The organism is Streptomyces sp. NPDC020807 (assembly GCF_040641575.1).
In the GTDB taxonomy this organism is placed as follows: domain Bacteria; phylum Actinomycetota; class Actinomycetes; order Streptomycetales; family Streptomycetaceae; genus Streptomyces.
In genome coordinates this window covers 53,875-68,928 of sequence record NZ_JBFADU010000014.1, presented here as the reverse complement: position 1 = coordinate 68,928, position 15,054 = coordinate 53,875, and the positions used below count along the sequence as shown (strand labels likewise).

14 protein-coding genes are annotated in these 15,054 nt (G+C 74.6%); 2 read left to right on the top strand and 12 right to left on the bottom strand.

Annotated features, from left to right (window positions below; translation table 11 throughout):
* The first annotated feature begins 8 nt into the window (after positions 1-8).
* A complete protein-coding gene (locus AB0G79_RS20945; RefSeq protein WP_360808510.1) occupies positions 9-1,262 on the top strand; it encodes a cytochrome P450 in 1,254 nt (417 codons plus the stop codon).
* On the opposite strand, the gene AB0G79_RS20940 is transcribed toward AB0G79_RS20945, so the two are convergent.
* From AB0G79_RS20940 to AB0G79_RS20885, 12 genes are all read right to left on the bottom strand, one after another.
* On the bottom strand, positions 1,240-1,824 hold the full coding sequence (locus AB0G79_RS20940; protein ID WP_360808508.1) for an isochorismatase family protein: 585 nt from the start codon (positions 1,822-1,824) through the stop codon (positions 1,240-1,242). The two genes, AB0G79_RS20945 and AB0G79_RS20940, sit on opposite strands and share 23 nt — an antisense overlap.
* 140 nt (positions 1,825-1,964) lie before the next feature.
* On the bottom strand, positions 1,965-2,933 hold the full coding sequence (locus AB0G79_RS20935) for a hypothetical protein (RefSeq protein ID WP_360808506.1): 969 nt from the start codon (positions 2,931-2,933) through the stop codon (positions 1,965-1,967).
* On the bottom strand, positions 2,930-4,189 hold the full coding sequence (locus AB0G79_RS20930; RefSeq protein ID WP_360808504.1) for a DUF2306 domain-containing protein: 1,260 nt from the start codon (positions 4,187-4,189) through the stop codon (positions 2,930-2,932). Before AB0G79_RS20930 ends, AB0G79_RS20935 begins: the two co-directional genes overlap by 4 nt.
* Before the next feature lie 135 nt (positions 4,190-4,324).
* Positions 4,325-4,840 (bottom strand): helix-turn-helix transcriptional regulator, encoded by a 516-nt coding sequence (locus AB0G79_RS20925; RefSeq protein ID WP_360808502.1) that lies wholly within the window; start codon positions 4,838-4,840, stop codon positions 4,325-4,327.
* 43 nt (positions 4,841-4,883) lie between these two features.
* Positions 4,884-5,240, bottom strand: a complete 357-nt coding sequence (locus tag AB0G79_RS20920) for an STAS domain-containing protein (protein ID WP_360808500.1) — start codon at positions 5,238-5,240, stop codon at positions 4,884-4,886.
* A 92-nt stretch (positions 5,241-5,332) separates the two neighbouring features.
* Positions 5,333-6,241: an anchored repeat-type ABC transporter permease subunit gene (locus tag AB0G79_RS20915; RefSeq protein WP_360808498.1), complete on the bottom strand. Its 909-nt coding sequence runs from the start codon at positions 6,239-6,241 to the stop codon at positions 5,333-5,335.
* A complete protein-coding gene (locus AB0G79_RS20910; protein WP_360808496.1) occupies positions 6,238-6,972 on the bottom strand; it encodes an anchored repeat-type ABC transporter ATP-binding subunit in 735 nt (244 codons plus the stop codon). Before AB0G79_RS20910 ends, AB0G79_RS20915 begins: the two co-directional genes overlap by 4 nt.
* The gene (locus AB0G79_RS20905) at positions 6,969-8,705 is read right to left on the bottom strand and encodes a choice-of-anchor M domain-containing protein (protein ID WP_360808494.1); all 1,737 of its coding nucleotides are present in this window, start codon (positions 8,703-8,705) and stop codon (positions 6,969-6,971) included. Before AB0G79_RS20905 ends, AB0G79_RS20910 begins: the two co-directional genes overlap by 4 nt.
* A complete protein-coding gene (locus AB0G79_RS20900; protein WP_360808492.1) occupies positions 8,702-10,288 on the bottom strand; it encodes an anchored repeat ABC transporter, substrate-binding protein in 1,587 nt (528 codons plus the stop codon). Before AB0G79_RS20900 ends, AB0G79_RS20905 begins: the two co-directional genes overlap by 4 nt.
* Positions 10,285-11,514, bottom strand: coding sequence for a choice-of-anchor M domain-containing protein (locus AB0G79_RS20895; protein ID WP_360808490.1), 1,230 nt, complete (start codon positions 11,512-11,514; stop codon positions 10,285-10,287). The genes AB0G79_RS20900 and AB0G79_RS20895 overlap by 4 nt, the downstream gene beginning before the upstream one ends.
* Positions 11,515-11,630: 116 nt before the next feature.
* The gene (locus AB0G79_RS20890) at positions 11,631-12,281 is read right to left on the bottom strand and encodes a choice-of-anchor M domain-containing protein (protein WP_360808488.1); all 651 of its coding nucleotides are present in this window, start codon (positions 12,279-12,281) and stop codon (positions 11,631-11,633) included.
* 186 nt (positions 12,282-12,467) lie between these two features.
* A complete protein-coding gene (locus AB0G79_RS20885) occupies positions 12,468-13,889 on the bottom strand; it encodes an aminopeptidase P family protein (RefSeq protein ID WP_360808486.1) in 1,422 nt (473 codons plus the stop codon).
* Between the two features lie 166 nt (positions 13,890-14,055).
* On the opposite strand from AB0G79_RS20885, the gene AB0G79_RS20880 reads away from it, so the two are divergent.
* Positions 14,056-15,045, top strand: a complete 990-nt coding sequence (locus AB0G79_RS20880) for a helix-turn-helix transcriptional regulator (protein WP_360808484.1) — start codon at positions 14,056-14,058, stop codon at positions 15,043-15,045.
* Positions 15,046-15,054 lie beyond the last annotated feature (9 nt).

Below are 15,054 nucleotides of genomic sequence, written 5' to 3'. Positions count from 1 at the left end.
CCGGAGGGGTGGCGCCCTTCGACCCGGCGCGGCTCGACCTGGCCGACCCGTACCCCGTCTACCGACGGTACCGGGAGGCGGACCCGGTGCACGCCGTCCGCGCGCCCGGCGGTCCGGCCGCCACCACCTGGTACGTCTTCGGGCACGCGGACGTGGCCCGCGTCCTGGCCGGGCGGGCGTACGGGCGGAGGTCCCCGCTCACCGCGCGGGCGGCGCCCGTGCCGGACGGGTACGCGATGCTGCGCCAGGTCGTGGAGAACTGGCTCGTCTTCCTCGACCCTCCCCGGCACACCCGGCTGCGCGCGCGGGTGGCGCCGCCGCTCGGGCCGGCGGCGGTGGCGGTGCTGCGTCCCCGGCTGCGGGAGATCGCGGAGGAGTTGGTGGCGCCGCTGGAGCGGCGGTCCGTGGTGGAGTTCGTGGAGGGGTTCGCCGCGCCGTACCCGCTGCTCGTCATCGGGGGGCTGCTCGGCGTCGAGGCCGAGCGGTGGCCGTGGTTCCGTGCCCGGGCGGTCGCCCTCCAGGGGGCGGGCGGGACCCGGGGGGAGCGGACGGCCGCCGCGCTCGACGGGGCCGAGCGGGCGGCGGCCGAGCTGGACGGGTTCTTCCGCCGCGAGCTGGCCGCGCGGCGCGCGGAGGACCGGGGCGACCTCCTCTCCGCGCTCGCACGGGCCGGGACGGAAGACCCTTTCCTGAGTGAGGCGGAGTTGGCGGCGACCTGCACGCACCTGCTGACCGCGGGGCACGAGACGACCACCGGGCTCCTCGGCAAGTCGGTCCTGGCGCTGCTCGCGCGGCCGCTGCTCGCCGACGAACTCCGTGCCGATCCGGGGCTGCTGCCCGGTGCCGTGGACGAGTTCCTGCGGCACGACCCGCCGGTCCAGACGGTGACCCGCTGGGCGCACCGGGACGCGGAGCTCGGCGGCCGGAGCATACGCAGGGGCGACCGGCTCCACCTGGTCCTCGGCTCGGCGCTCCGCGACCCGGCGTGCTTCCCGGAGCCCGACGTGCTCGACATACGCCGGGACAGCGGCCGGCACTGCGCGTTCGGCCTGGGCATCCACTACTGCGCCGGGGCGGGCCTCGCGCGGGCGGAGGCCGAGACGGGCCTCGGGGTGCTCCTGGACCGGCTTCCGGCGCTCGCCCCGGGCGCGCGGACCCGGGTCGAGGTGGAGTACGCGCCCGACTGGGTCTTCCACGGTCCGTCACGACTGACGCTGACGACCGGCGCGGGGGGCTGCCTCAGCGGGCGCCGGGTGCCGTGAAGGTGACGTCGGCGGCGGCCGTGGTGACCTCCGCGTCGCTGCCGAGGGCGTACGCGGCGACCCGCGAGACCGTGGCGGCCGGTACGGCCGCGTGGACTCCCGGGACCGCCGGGCAGTCCTGGGTCGCGTGGGCGTCGTGCGGCACGACGACCCGGTAGCCGCGGTCGAGGGCCGTGCGGGCCGTGGCCTGCACGCACATCTCGGACATGACCCCGCAGACGGCGACCGCCCGTACTCCCGCGTCGGCGAGCACGGTGCCGAGCGGGGTCTCGCGGAAGCCGTCGTCGTAGGGCTTGCGGATCACGGACTCCCCGAGCCGCCGCTCGACCCGGTGGTGCAGCTCCCATCCCGGGGTGTGGGGTTCGTCCTCCGCGCCGGGCGGTCCGTCGTTCTGGAGGTGGACGACGAGCGCCCCCGCCCGGCGCGCTCGCGCGATGAGGTCCGCCGTCCGCCCGACGAGCCGGTCCGCCGCCGGGACCGCTCCCGGGCCGGTGACGAAGGCCGTCTGCACGTCCACGACGATCAGGGCGTCCACGGGCTGAGCCGGTGTGTGCGGGGTCATCGGACCATCATGGTCGCCGGACCGCCCTGGTTCCACGGGGTTTCGGCCGGTGGCCGGTCCGGCTGGGGGTCACGTGCGCCGTCGAGCGGGCGGGGTTCGCGCGCCGTCGACGCCCTCGACGTCCGCGCGGCTCGCCGGGATCACGGTCGCGCTGCGGCGCCGGACGCCCGGGCAGGGCCCGGTTTCCGGGACTCCGTGCGGGCCAGGATCAAGCGGCCCGAGACGCCCGTCGCGAACAGGCCGGTGATCAGGGCCGCGAGGGCCGCGCCCGGCCCCGACGTCCAGTCGACGGCCCCGGCGTGGACGGCCAGGACGACGGCGCTCGCCAGCGCGACCGCCGGGACGGCCGTGAGCGCGGGTCGGATGCGGGACAGGTCGTCCTCGACGAGCGATCCGAGGACGCCGACGCCGAGCGCGAGCGCCCACACGCCGAGGCCCTGCGCGTCCGCGCGGTTCACCGTCCAGGGCAGCAACGGGCCCCAGAACGCGGGGAGGACGAGGAGGCCGGCGCCGATGCCGAGCCATCCCGAGCCGAGGACCGCGAGGAGCGGCTTCGACCAGGCCGGCAGCGGTACGGGGGCGGGGCGCGCACTTCCGGCTCCGGTCGGCACCGACGTCGGCACCGGCACCGGCACCGACGGCTTGCGGTACTGGGCGCCGAGGCACACGACCGCGCCGAGCGCGAGGAGACCGAGCGTGGCGACCCAGCCGAGGCTGAACAGGGCGAGGAACAGCGGGCCGCCGCGCACGGCCTGGAGGGAGCCCGCGTTGAGCAGGCTCACCGTGAAGAGACCGACGAGGACGACGGCGAGCGGCAGGACCAGGGTCCGGACCTCCACCCACCGGCGGGCCCGGCCGACCGTGAACAGGGCGGGCGCCACGCCCGCCATCGCCGCGCCGACGAGCCCCGGCGTGAGCGCGTCCGCGGACACCCAGGCTCCGGCGGCCCGGCCGAACAGGCTGGTTGCGACGAGCAGCGCGCCGACGGTGAGGCTGACGCCTCCGACGATCCCGCTCAGGAGGACGACGGCGGGCGCGAGTGCGCGGCCGTGAGCGGTCGAGGAGCCGGTCGCGGAACCGGTCGCGACGGGGTGCTCCGCGGCGCTCACCGGGCGTCCCCCGGTGCCGCCACCGCCGCCGCCCCGGCCTCGTCGTCGGCGTCTGTGACGGTGGCGGTGGCGGTCCCGGTGTCAGCCGCGGTGGCGGTGACGGCCGGTCCGGACGCCGTCGACGCGTGTTCCCGCCTGAGGAGCTCGCGACCGTACAGGACGCGCAGGCTGACGACCGTGACCGCCGCGTAGGCGAGCATGCCGCAGCCGATGCCGACGCCCGCCGTCAGCGCCGTCGCGCGGTCGAGGCCCATCGTCCGCTCCAGCACGGGAACCGTCACCGCCGAGAACGCCGGGGCCAGGCAGAGGGCCGTCAGGTGGATCCGCCACTCCTCGCGGGCCCACGCGTCGCCGCGTACACGCGCGCGTACCGCCCGCACGGCGACGACGCCGTGGACGAGGGCGTACGGGACGACGTACGCCACGAGCAGGCGGCGGCCGTCCGTCCCCTGGTCGAGGAAGGCCCGGGCCGTCCAGGCGAGCCCGGCGGCGGCCGCCAGGTGGGCGGCGACGAGGACGGGCGTCGGGCACCACGTGCCGGTGACGCCGGGGACGGTGGTGCGCCGGTCGAGCGCGCGGGAGGCGAGCAGCGCGCCGAAGGCCACGAGGGCGCCGAGGTGCATGATCGCGACCCGGTTGATCTCCAGGATGGACAGCCCGGGGTAGAGCGACGGCAGGAAGCCCCATTCGAGGCGGAGCAGCGGGGCGGTCATCAGGAAGCCGTAGCAGAGCAGCATCCAGCGCTGGTGGAGGTCGGGGAGGCCGCGGACGGCGGCGAGGACGCCGAAGCTCACGCTGCCGAGGGTCCCGACCAGGATCGTGGCGAGGACGATCCAGAACGCGGCCCCGCTGAAGGCGTCCTCGGGCGGAGTGCGGACGAGGTAGAGCGCGGCGCCGCCCATCGACACGTACACGGTCGCGGCGAAGACGAACCCGGCGGTCCGGTGCAGCCCGACGCGTCGGCGGACCGCCGACAGCAGCTGGACCGGGCCGAGGAGCATCAGGAGCCCGCCGAGGACGGAGTGCACGACCAGCGGGGCGAGGCTGCGGCTGTACGGTCCGATCCGGTCCCGCACGGCCTCGGCGACGAACTCGGGCGACACGGATTTGCCGAGGACCCATTCGCCGATGGCGGGCGCGCCGGGCTTCGCGTACGGCCAGAGTTCGGTCATCGCGAGCGGCGCGTACGCCAGGCAGACCACCGTCACGGCGATGACGGCGGCCCTCCCCCGTCTCGTGCTTGTCGGACGCCCCACGGTGGTTCCCCCTCCGAACGCGCGATAGTCCTGTCTGGACTATGGAGGAAGGTAGGGCGGGGCGGGGACGGGGTCAACCCGTCGGTAACATCCGATTCGGTAACGGGAGTTCCGTCGGGGCCCGCCCTCGGCCGGTCAGGGCTCGCGACCCTCGACCCACTCCCAGAACTCGACCATCATCCGTTCGTACCGGATGCCGAACTCCAGCGCCTCGCGCTGCCCGCGCGTCAGCAACTCGCCGACGCTCTCGGCCAGTTCCTCGTACCCCGCCAGCGTGCCGCGGTGCTCGTCGATCTGGACGGGGGCGTGGACGCGCGGACTCGCGCCGAACCAGAGCTTGAGGATGCCGCGCTCGCGGGCCTCGACGGGGACGAAGGAGGAGTCCGCGAGCCAGTCCCGCAGCGCGGCCGCGCCCTCCTCCGTCAGCTTCATCAGGCGCCGGTTGCGGCCGCCGGGCTGCCGGACCTCCGAGAGCAGACCGGCCTCCAGGAGCCGGTCGCACTGGGCGTAGACCTGCGCGTGCGGCATCGACCAGAAGGGCGCCACCGTGCGCGCCGCCTCCACCTTCACGTCGTACGGGCTGGCCTCGCCGAGCTGGTCGATGAGGCCGAGCACGAGGAAGGACGGCGTGGTCAGACGGACTTCAGGCATGCCGGGACCGTATCGCGAGGAACCCGGCCCGGTGGCCGGACGTTCACGTTCCCCGCGGATCGGGGCCCTCGGGAGCCGCCTCGGGGCGCAGGAGGTCCCCGAGGTCCGTCAGCCGGATCAGGCGGAGGATCCACGGCTGGTCGCAGACGAGCCGCCAGCGGGCGCCCCGCGCCCGGGTCCGCCCGGCGCAGTGGGCCAGCAGACCGAGGCCGGTGGCGTCGCAGAAGGTGAGCCGGCGGATGTCGACGGTCAGCTCCTCGGACTCGCGGACGAGGGCGTCGAGCTCGGGCCTGAGGTGCCGCACCAGGACGAGGTCGAGCTCGCCGCAGAGCGCGGCGACGGTCCGGCCGCCGGTCCGGCGGATGTCGAGGTGCGGGTCGTGACGGGGGATCAGCTGCATCGGACGCTCCACAGGGTGGGTCCATGTGTCCCGACGAGCGTGGACGCGTCCGGTGCGGGAAATTCGTTTCGCCTCGGTCACCATCACCTGGATCAGTGAATACGCGACCCCTGAGCTGCCGTCCGGACGCTCTGGAATCGAACGTACGAGGGAAGGCGGCCCAGGTGCCGGGCCAGCAGGCCGTGGCGCGGCGCGAACAGCCAGACCACGACGAAGAGCGCCGTCAGGACGACGACGACCGAGCCTCCGGCCGCCAGGTCGTACGCGTAACTCGCGTACAGCCCCGCCATGCTCCCCGCGCATCCGAAGAGCGAGGCCAGCAGGGTCATCGTCCACAGCCGCTCGGTGAGCAGCCGGGCGGTGGCGGCGGGGGTGATGAGCAGCGCGAGGACGAGGATGTTCCCCACGGCCTCCAGGGACATCACGATCGTCGCCGTCACCACGATGTACAGGGTCAGGTCGAGTCCCAGGACGGGGAGCCCCGAGGCCCGGGCCGTCTCTCGGTCCAGGCTGACCGCCACCAGCTCCTTGCGGAGGGCGAGGACGACCGCGACGAGCACGGCCCCGATCCCTGCCACCCGCCAGACGTCCGCCGCCTCGACGGCGAGGACCTGCCCGAAGAGGAACGAGGACAGGTCCGTCGTCCAGCTGTCGCGGGTCGAGACGAGCACGATGCCGAGCCCGAAGGCGAAGGCGAAGAAGACGCCGATGACGGTGTCCTCCTTCAGGCGCCGGTTCTGCGAGACGAAGGCGATGAGCACCGCCGTCGTGACCCCGGCCGCCGCGCCGCCGAGCAGCAGGTTGCCCTCGAAGGCGTACGCGAGGGCGACCCCGGGGAACGCCGAGTGGGCGACGGCGTCGCCGATGAACGCCATGCCCCGCAGGACGACGTAGACGCCGACGACCCCGCAGACCAGGCCGACGATCCCGGCGACGGCGAACGCGCGGCGCATGAAGGGCAGCGCCCACGGGTCCGTGAGGAGGGAGAGGAACTCGCTCATGCCGCCGGCTCCCCCTCGTGCGCGAGGCCGTCCGGTTGCCGGAGGCCGAAGGCCCTCAGCATCTGTTCGGCGTCGGAGAGGAGTCCGGAACCCCCCTCCGCCACGACGCTCCGGTTGAGGAGCACCACCCGCGTGCAGGTGCGGGCGGCGGCGGCCAGGTCGTGCGTCGTCATGAGCAACCCCCTTCCCTCGGCGGCGAGGCGGCCGAAGAGTTCGTTCAACAGGTCCTGCGTCGGGACGTCCACGCCCGTGAAAGGCTCGTCGAGGAGGAGCAGCCGGGGCCGGGCGGCGAGGGCCCGCGCCACCAGGACGCGCTGCCGCTGGCCGCCCGACAGCTCGCCGATCGGCCGCCGCCGCAGGTCGGCGAGGCCCGCGAGCTCCAGCGCCTCGTCCGCCGCCGCCCGGTCGGCCGCGCCGGGCCGCCGCAGCCAGCCGACGGCCCGGGTACGGCCGCTGAGCACGGCTCCGGCGACGTCGACGGGGAAGTCCCAGGCGAACTCGTGGCGTTGGGGCACGTAGCCGACCGGGCCGCGCGCGTCCACGGAACCGGCCGCCGGCTTCAGGAGCCCGAGGACGGCGCGGAGGAGGGTGGTCTTGCCCGCGCCGTTCGGGCCGAGGAGACCGACCAGTTCCCCGCCGGCCACGGCGAGGGAGACCGCGTCGACGGCCTTGCGTCCGCCGAGCTCGACGGAGACCGACCGGACGCGGAGGAGGTCGTCGTTCCCGCTCATGAGCGGCGCCTCCCGCGGGTGAGGACGACGGCGCCCGTGCCGAGGGCGGCGAGTGCCGCCGCGGCGCCGGCGAGGACGGCGGTGGACTCCGCGCCGGTGGCGGCCATGGAGCCCTTGGCGGGCGGGGTCGTGGGGGCGCCGGGGGTGCGGGCGCTCGGGGTGCCGGGGGTTCCCGAGGTGCCGGAGGTGCCCGTCGAGGAGCTGCCGCCGGTGGTCGGGGGCCGCGTGGCGCCGCCGGCAGGGGTACGGGTGCCGGAACCGGTCCCCGCGCCCGTGCCCGTACTCGTACCGGAGCCCGTACCCGTACTCGTACCGGAGCCGGAACCGCCGCCCGAGCCGCCTCCCGTCCCGCTTCCCGTCGCGCCTCCCGAACCGCCGCCCGTCCCGCTTCCCGGGCCTGCGCCCGCGCTCGGCGTCGCCGCCGGGCCGGTCGAGCCGACCTCGAAGGTCAGTGTCTCCGTGTCGCTCGTCCTCGTCCCGTCCGCCAGCTCGCCGGACATCGTGAAGGTGAGCCTGTAGACGCCCTCCTTGCCGAAGGCCCATCCGCCGTGCGCGTGCGTGTTCTGCGGGACGCCGAAGGAGTCGGGAACCCCGTCGGCGCTGTTGAAGCGGACGGAGGCGCCCGACAGGCCGTCGTAGTTGTAGAGGACGAAGCTGCCGGGCCCCTCGGCCTTGACCAGGGAGAAGGCGATCTCGCCCCGGGTGGCGCCCGCCGCCATGGCGTCCGTCGACCAGCCGGGCCAGAGGAGCTCCGGCCGCTGCACCTGGTCGAGGAGCCACACCGGATCGCCCGCCTTCCCGAGGAAGGCGAAGGCCGGGTTGGCGGGGATCTCCTTGCGGGCCTCGGGGCGGACGCGGAGCACCAGGGAGGAGGGCTCGCGCCAGACCGACGTGCCCGGCACCGTCCCGTCCTTCACGTGGATCTGGAGCTTGCCGCCGACGACGCGGGCCGCGATGTCGATGTGCCCCTGTTCGAGCACGGTCGGCTCCGTGCTGACCGGTCCGTCGGCGGACGCGTCCGCGACGGCCCCGGCGTCGGCCGCTCGCGCTACGGGGGCTTCGGCGTCGAAGCGCCGGGCGGGCGGAAGCGGCGACCGGGTGCGTTCCTGTGTGGGGGACGGGACGACGGCCTGCGGCTGTTCCCCGACGCGCACCGTGTACGTCGCCTCGACCGCGCCCTGCCCGGCGGCCTCCGCCACGAGCGTCAGGCGGTAGACGCCGGGGGCGTCGAAGACCCAGCGGGTCTCCCCCCGGCTCTCGCCCGGGAGTTCCGTGCTGTCGGGCAGTCCGTCGCCACTGTCGAACCACGGGGCGGGCGCCGTCCCGGCTCCCGGGACCTCCGGGACCTCCGGGGCCACCGGGGCCTCCAGGGCGTCCGGGGCCGCCAGAGCCTCCGGGACCTCCGATACCCCCGGCTCGCCGTACACCGTCACCCGCCCCGGCCCCTCCGCCCCGGTCAGCGACCAGCGCACCGGGGCCGGTCCGGACGGGAGCGCCGTCGTGTCCCAGGCGGGCCTGAACTCCCAGCGATCCGATCCCTCCTCGCCGGGGATCCGGTTGCTGTCGCCGAGGTCGACGACCCCTTCCGCGCCGAGGGCGAGCACCCCCGCCGACGGCGTCCGTACCGGTGCGGGTGCCGCTGTCGGCTCCGGCGGGACGGTGAGCGCCGTGCCGCCGAGGGCCAGCGCCCCCGCCGCCGCGAGGGCGGCCCTGCTGTTCCGTGCGAGCCTCATCGGGCCCCACCACCCTCCCGGCCCAGGCAGCGGGCCAGTTCGTTCGCGTTGTGGCGCATCATCGCCACGTAGTCGTGGACCTTGTCGTCGAAGGAGTCGCCGTAGATCGTGCAGATCCCGATGCCCTCGTCCTCCGCGACCCGGCGCAGGACGTCCGCGCGGGCGGCGAGGTTGGGTTCGAGGAAGACGGCCGGCACCCGCTGCTCGCGGATGGTGGCGCGCAGCCGCTCGACCTCGGCGGCGCTGGGTTCTCGGCTGGGCACCGGGACGACGAACCCGGCGATCTCCAGGTGGTAGGCGTGCGCGAGGTAGCCGAAGGCGTCGTGCGTGGTGATGAGCTTGCGCCGCTGCTCGGGGATGGCCGCGAGCGTCCGGGCCACCTCGTCGTCGAGCGCCGCGAGACGCTTCAGGTAGCGGGCGGCGTTCCGCTCGTACGTGGCCCGGCCCTTCGGGTCGGCCTTGGTCAGCTCGGCCTGGATCCGGCGGACGTACGCCTCCGCGTTCGCGACGTCCTCCCAGGCGTGCGGGTCGAGGTCGCCGTGGACGTGCCGTCCGATCACGGCCTGCGGCAGGACCCAGAGGGGTGCGCCCGGAGGGCCGAGGAAGCGGTAGGCCTCCTCCTTGGGCACGTTCTCCCGCGCCCGGTCGGGTACGGAGAGCACGACGTCGTCCACGTCGCGGTGGACACGACGGCCGGTCGCCGGGTCGTCGGAGCGGACCCTGACCGTGCGGCTCCCCGCGTCGAGGGCGATGTCGGCGTGCCCGCCGTCGAGGACGGTCCGCCCGGCGGGCGCGGTGGCGCCGCCGACGACGAAGGTGACGGTCCCGCCGCCGATGGGCGCCGGCGTGCCGTCGAGCGTCTCGGTCCGGCCCTGGACGGTGAGCCGGTACGTACCGGGCTTGCTGAACGCCCAGTTGACGTGGGTGTGCGCCTCGGGCGGGAGGGTGAGGGAGTCGCGGGCGTCGAAGCCGTCGGCCGAGTCGATGACGACCTGGGGCGTGCCGAGGGTGTCCGTGAGATAGACGCGCAGGTCGCCGGGGCCTTCCAACGCCGTCGCGGTCGTGCGGACCTGTGAGCCGTCGCCGGCCACTTCGCCCTCCACCGCCCAGCCCAGCCAGAGCACGTCGAGCCCGAGGTCCTCGGTGAGCTTGATGACGGACCCGCCGTACTGTTCGAGCCGGTCGCCGAGCTCGACCTTCGGCGTCTTCTTCGGCGCGTTGGTGTGGATCATCTTCATGATCCCGGGCTCCTCGAGGAGCAGTCCGTTGCCGAAGACCAGCTCCGAGCGTGCGATCCGGGCCGCGTCGCCGGGGCTCGGCTCGTACGAGTGCGGGTCGCCGTGGTGCGGCACGACGGAGGTGACGTCGACCCGGTCGCCGCCGACGTTGCGGACGAGGTCGGCGATGATGGCGGTGGTCGTGGAGACGGTCAGCGCGGCCCCCTTGTCGTCCGGGCCCCGGTCGGGACCGGCGCCGCAGCCCGCGAGGAGAAGCGCGGCACCGAGGACCGGGACGGCCGCCCGGAAACGCGTACGAGCACGGGCACGGATACGGGTACGGGTACGGGTACGGGTCACGCTCATCGGACGGCCCGCTTCCGGCGGACGAGGACGACGAGGCCCGCACCGGCGAGCAGCGCGCCGATGGCGAGCCCGGCGGGGAGGGCCGGATGCCCGGCGCCGGTCGCCGCCAACTGACCGCCGGCGGCCTGGACCGGGGAGGGCGCCTGCGTCCGGGGGGCCGTCGGCGACGACGGGGGCGGCCCCGCCGGGGCCGTCCGCGTGGGCGTCGCCGTCGCCGTGGCCGCGGTCGTCGGCGCGGGCGTACGGCTCGGCGTCCCGGTCGGCGCCGGGGTGTCCGTACGCGGAGCGGAGGGAGAGGGTGTGGAAGTGGGCGTGGGCCCGGCCGACGAGGACGTGGGGGTGGGCGTCGGCGTCGCCGCCGTGGATGTGGGTGCGGGTGTGGCCGAAGGCGTGGGCGTGACCGAAGGCGTGGCCGTGGCCGTAGGCGTGGGCGTGACCGAAGGCGTCGGATTCGTCGGCTCCGGCCCCGCCGTCCCCTCCCCCGGCTCCACCGTCGACGGGTCGACGTCGTCGCCCACCACGACCGCCAGCGTCTCCCGGTCGGAGATCCGCTCCCCGGACGGCAGGGTGGCGCTCATGTCGAGGGTGATGCGGTAGACGCCCTCCGCGTCGAAGATCCACAGCGGGTGGGCGTGGGTGAAGGCGGGCAGGTCCACGCCGCCCGGCGCCGGCCGGGCGCTGTCGACGGTGACGCCGATGCGGATGCCGAGGTCGGGGTCGTCCTCCCACTGGCCGAGGACGAAGCGTCCCGGGCCCTCGATCTTCGGGAAGGCGACCTCCACTCCCCCGCCGCCGAGCTGCGCGGGCAGGACGTCGAGGGTGTTCCAGCCGGGCCAGAGCAGCCCTTCCCTCACCTCGAAGTCCTTGTCGACCCAGAGGCTCGCGCCGGGTGCGCCGAACCCCTCCAGCTGCGGGACCTCCTCCCTCGGCGGGATGACGATCTCGTGGCGCGGGTCGAAGTGCAGCAGCACGTCCGAGGGTTCGCGCCAGACCGCGGTGCCGGGAACCGTCCCGTCCTTGACGCGGAACTCCAGTTGTCCGTCGATCAGTCGGGCCGCCAGGTCGAGATGGCCGCCGTTCAGGACGACCCGCTCTCCGGCGGGCGCCTCGCGCGGCGGCGGGTCGGCGGCGTGCGCGGCCGGGGCGGCCGCCGCCAGGGCGAGGACGGCCCCGAGTACGGCGGACGGGAGGACGGGCGAGGTCGGTGGTGTGAGGCGTGCCCGCATGACGGGGCGGCTCCTTCGGGCGTACGGACGGACGGACGGGTCCACGGCCGCGCCGGGGGCGGTTCGAACGGCGGGTCGGGGCCGCCCCCGGCGCGGGGTTCATGGAGGGGTGGGCGTCAGCCGACCTGGAAGGTGTACGTGGCGGAGGCGGGCGCGACCGGGGTGCCGTTGGCGAGGGTGCCGCTCACCGTGAAGGTCGCGGTGTACGAACCGGCCTTGGTGAAGACCCAGTTGGCGTGGTCGTGCTCGCCGGCGGTGACGGCCCGGGTGTTGGCGAGCGTGGCGTCGCCGCTGTCGAAGGAGCGGTTGCTCTTCGGGCAGATGCCGTTCTTGTAGACGGTGAGCTTGCCGGGGCCGCTCACGGAGTCGAGCTTGACCTGCACCTTGTCGCTCTGGAAGACGCCGGTGGCGAGGTGTTCGCCGGAGATGCCCGGCCACAGCAGGGCGGTGTTCTCGACCTGCGGCAGGCGGTAGACGGTGGAGCCCGCGGTGCCGAGGTGGCTGTAGCAGGTGCCGGTGGGCACGGTGTACGCGGAGGCCGGCAGGGCGCGCAGGGTGACGTCGGCCGGGGCGTACTCGACGTCGGGGGTCACCGACTCGTCGTGGACGTGCAGTTCGAAGCCGGTGCCGGTGTACTCGACGTCGAGGACGTCGACGTGACCGGTCGACAGGGTGGTCCCGGCGGCGTGGGCCGCGGTGAGACCGGCGACGGCGAGCGCGGCGGCGGCGGTTCCGGAGACGGCCAGGGAACGCGTGAAGGTACGCAAAAGAAGCCCCCCTTGGGCATGGTTGAGTGTGCGCGAACAAGGGAGACGATAATCGTTTTCATTAAGGGATGACAAGGGGGACCCTGGGGCGGACGGGACAGCAGAACGCACGATGCCCCCGGCCCGCCGAACGCACGGTGCCCCCGGCCCGCTGAGCGGGTCGGGGGCACCGGACGACGCGTCGGATCAGCCGCCGAACTCGGCCATCCACGCCTCGACCTCGTCGGCCGTGCGCGGCAGACCGGCGGAGAGGTTCTCGTGGCCCGACTCGGTGACGACGAGGTCGTCCTCGATCCGGACGCCGATGCCGCGCCACTCCTCCGGCACCGTCAGGTCGTCGGCCTGGAAGTACAGGCCGGGCTCGACGGTGAGGACCATGCCGGGCACGAGGGGACCGTCGACGTACTCGGAGTTCCGCGCGTCCGCGCAGTCGTGGACGTCGAGTCCGAGCATGTGGCCGGTGCCCGCGAGGGTGAAGCGCCGCTGGAGACCGAGCTCGTAGGCGCGGTCGGCCGGGCCCTCGATGAAGCCCCACTCGACGAGCTTCTCGGTCATGCTCCGCTGGCAGGCCTCGTGGAAGTCGCGGTACGAGGCGCCCGGCTTGACCGTGGCGATGCCGGCCTCCTGGGCCTCGTACACCGCGTCGTACACCTTCCGCTGGACCTCGTTGAAGGTGCCGTTGATGGGGAGGGTGCGGGTGACGTCGGCGGTGTAGAGCGAGGTGGTCTCGACACCGGCGTCGAGCAGGAGCAGCTCGCCGGGGCGCACCGGGCCGTCGTTGGTCGTCCAGTGCATGATCGTGGCGTGCTCGCCGGCGGCGCAGATCGAGCCGTAGCCGAGGGCGTTGCCCTCCAGGCGGGCGCGGCGGAAGAAGGTGCCCTCGATCCAGCGCTCGGAGGTGGCGATGGCGCGGGAGAGCTCGGCGACGCAGTCGGTGAAGCCGCGGACCGTGGAGTCCACGGCCTTGCGCATCTCGCCGATCTCCCAGGCGTCCTTGACGAGGCGCAGCTCGCTCAGCGTGCCCTCGAACTCCTCGTCGAGCTCCTCGTCGGTGGTGACGGCGGCTTCGAGGGCGGGGTCGATGCCGCGCACGATGCGGGTCGGGACACCGGCGGGGGCGGCGGCCAGATCCTCGGTGATCTTGCGGACGTCGCGGGTGGCGACGCCGAGGACGGTCGCGGCCTCGGCGAGGGAGCGGCGGCGGCCCATCCACAGCTCCGCGTGGTAGCCGAGCCAGAACTCGTCGTCGTCGCGGCCGTCGCGGGGCAGCTGGTAACAGTAGGCGTCGTGGCCGCCCTCGGCGCGGGGTTCGAGCACGAGGGCGCAGTCGCGGGCCTGGTCGCCGGTCATGTGCACGTAACCGGAGTACGGGCGGAAGGGGTACGTGTCGTCGTTCGACCGGGTCTTGAGGTTGCCCGACGGGATGATCAGGCGCTCGCCCGGGAAGAGGGCCGACAGGGCGGCGCGGCGGGCGGCGGCGTACGGGGCCTGCTCGGCGGGCTCCAGATCCTGGCGCTCGGTGTCGGCCCACCCGGTCCGCATCAGCGCGGAGAGCTCCGGGGAGATGTCGCCGTACAGCCCGTTCTTGCGCGCCTTCGCCTTGCCCATGCGATGCACCTTCTTCTCGGTGGGTTCCTGGGCCGCCGGTCCCCCCGGCGGCACCCGGACAGTACTGGCGGCCGGACCCGCCGGGGGCACGGACGTGCCAGTGGCACGAATCGGCCATCCGGCCCGCGTTTCCCGGCCGGGCGGCGGGCCGTCGATAATGCGGACCATGGCGAACGCGAAGCTCAGCGAGGCTCTCCGGCTCCTCGGGATCGGTCCCGAGGCGGGCCGGCTCTACCTGGAGCTCCTGGAGCGCGCGCCCGCCCCGCTGAGCGCGGTCGGCGCCGCCGCGGATCTTGACGGGGACGCCCTGTGGAGCGCGTACGGGACGCTGGTCGACGCCGGTCTCGCGAGCGCGGCCGCCGGTCCCGGGGACGTCGTGGCGCCCGTGCCGCCGGCCGCCGGTCTGGAGATCCTCGGCAGGCACCGGGCGGCCGAGCTCGACGAGTCGCGGATCACGGTCGGCGGCGCGTTCGAGTCGTTCCGGCGGCAGCGGCTCGCGAGCGAGAAGGACCACCTGGTGGAGGTGGTCACGGGGGACGCGATCGGGCTGCGGATGCGCCAGGCGTGGGCCAGTGCCCGGAGCCAGATCCGGCAGCTGGACTCCCCGCCGTACTTCCCGCTGCCCGGCGCCACCGCCACCGAGGACGCGCTGGCGACCCTGGCGCGCGGGGTGACGCAGCGGGTCGTGTACTCCCGGGAGTCCCTGGAGCTGCCGGGGAACCTGGAGAAGGCGATCGAGCCGTGCATCGAGGCCGGCGAGCAGGCGCGCGTCCTGCCGTCGGTTCCGGTCAAGCTCGTCGTCATCGACGAGTCGTACGCGCTCGTGTCACTGTCGATCCGGGAGGTCGACGTCCACCACACGATGCTGGTCGTGCAGCCCTGCGGTCTGCTCTCGGCACTGATCGCGCTCTTCGAGCAGACCTGGCAGAGCGCCCTCCCCTTCCACGGCCACACCGCGCGCCCGGGCGGCCTGCCGCCCGCCGACCGCCGTCTGCTGCGGCTCCTGGCGGGCGGCACGAGCGACGAGGTCATCGCCCGCGAGCTGGGCATCAGCCGGCGGACGCTGTTCCGCCGGATCCAGATCCTGATGGCCAGGCTCGGGGCGTCGAGCCGCTTCCAGATGGCGCTTCAGGCGCAGCGCTCCGGCTGGCTGTAGCGCCGGGAC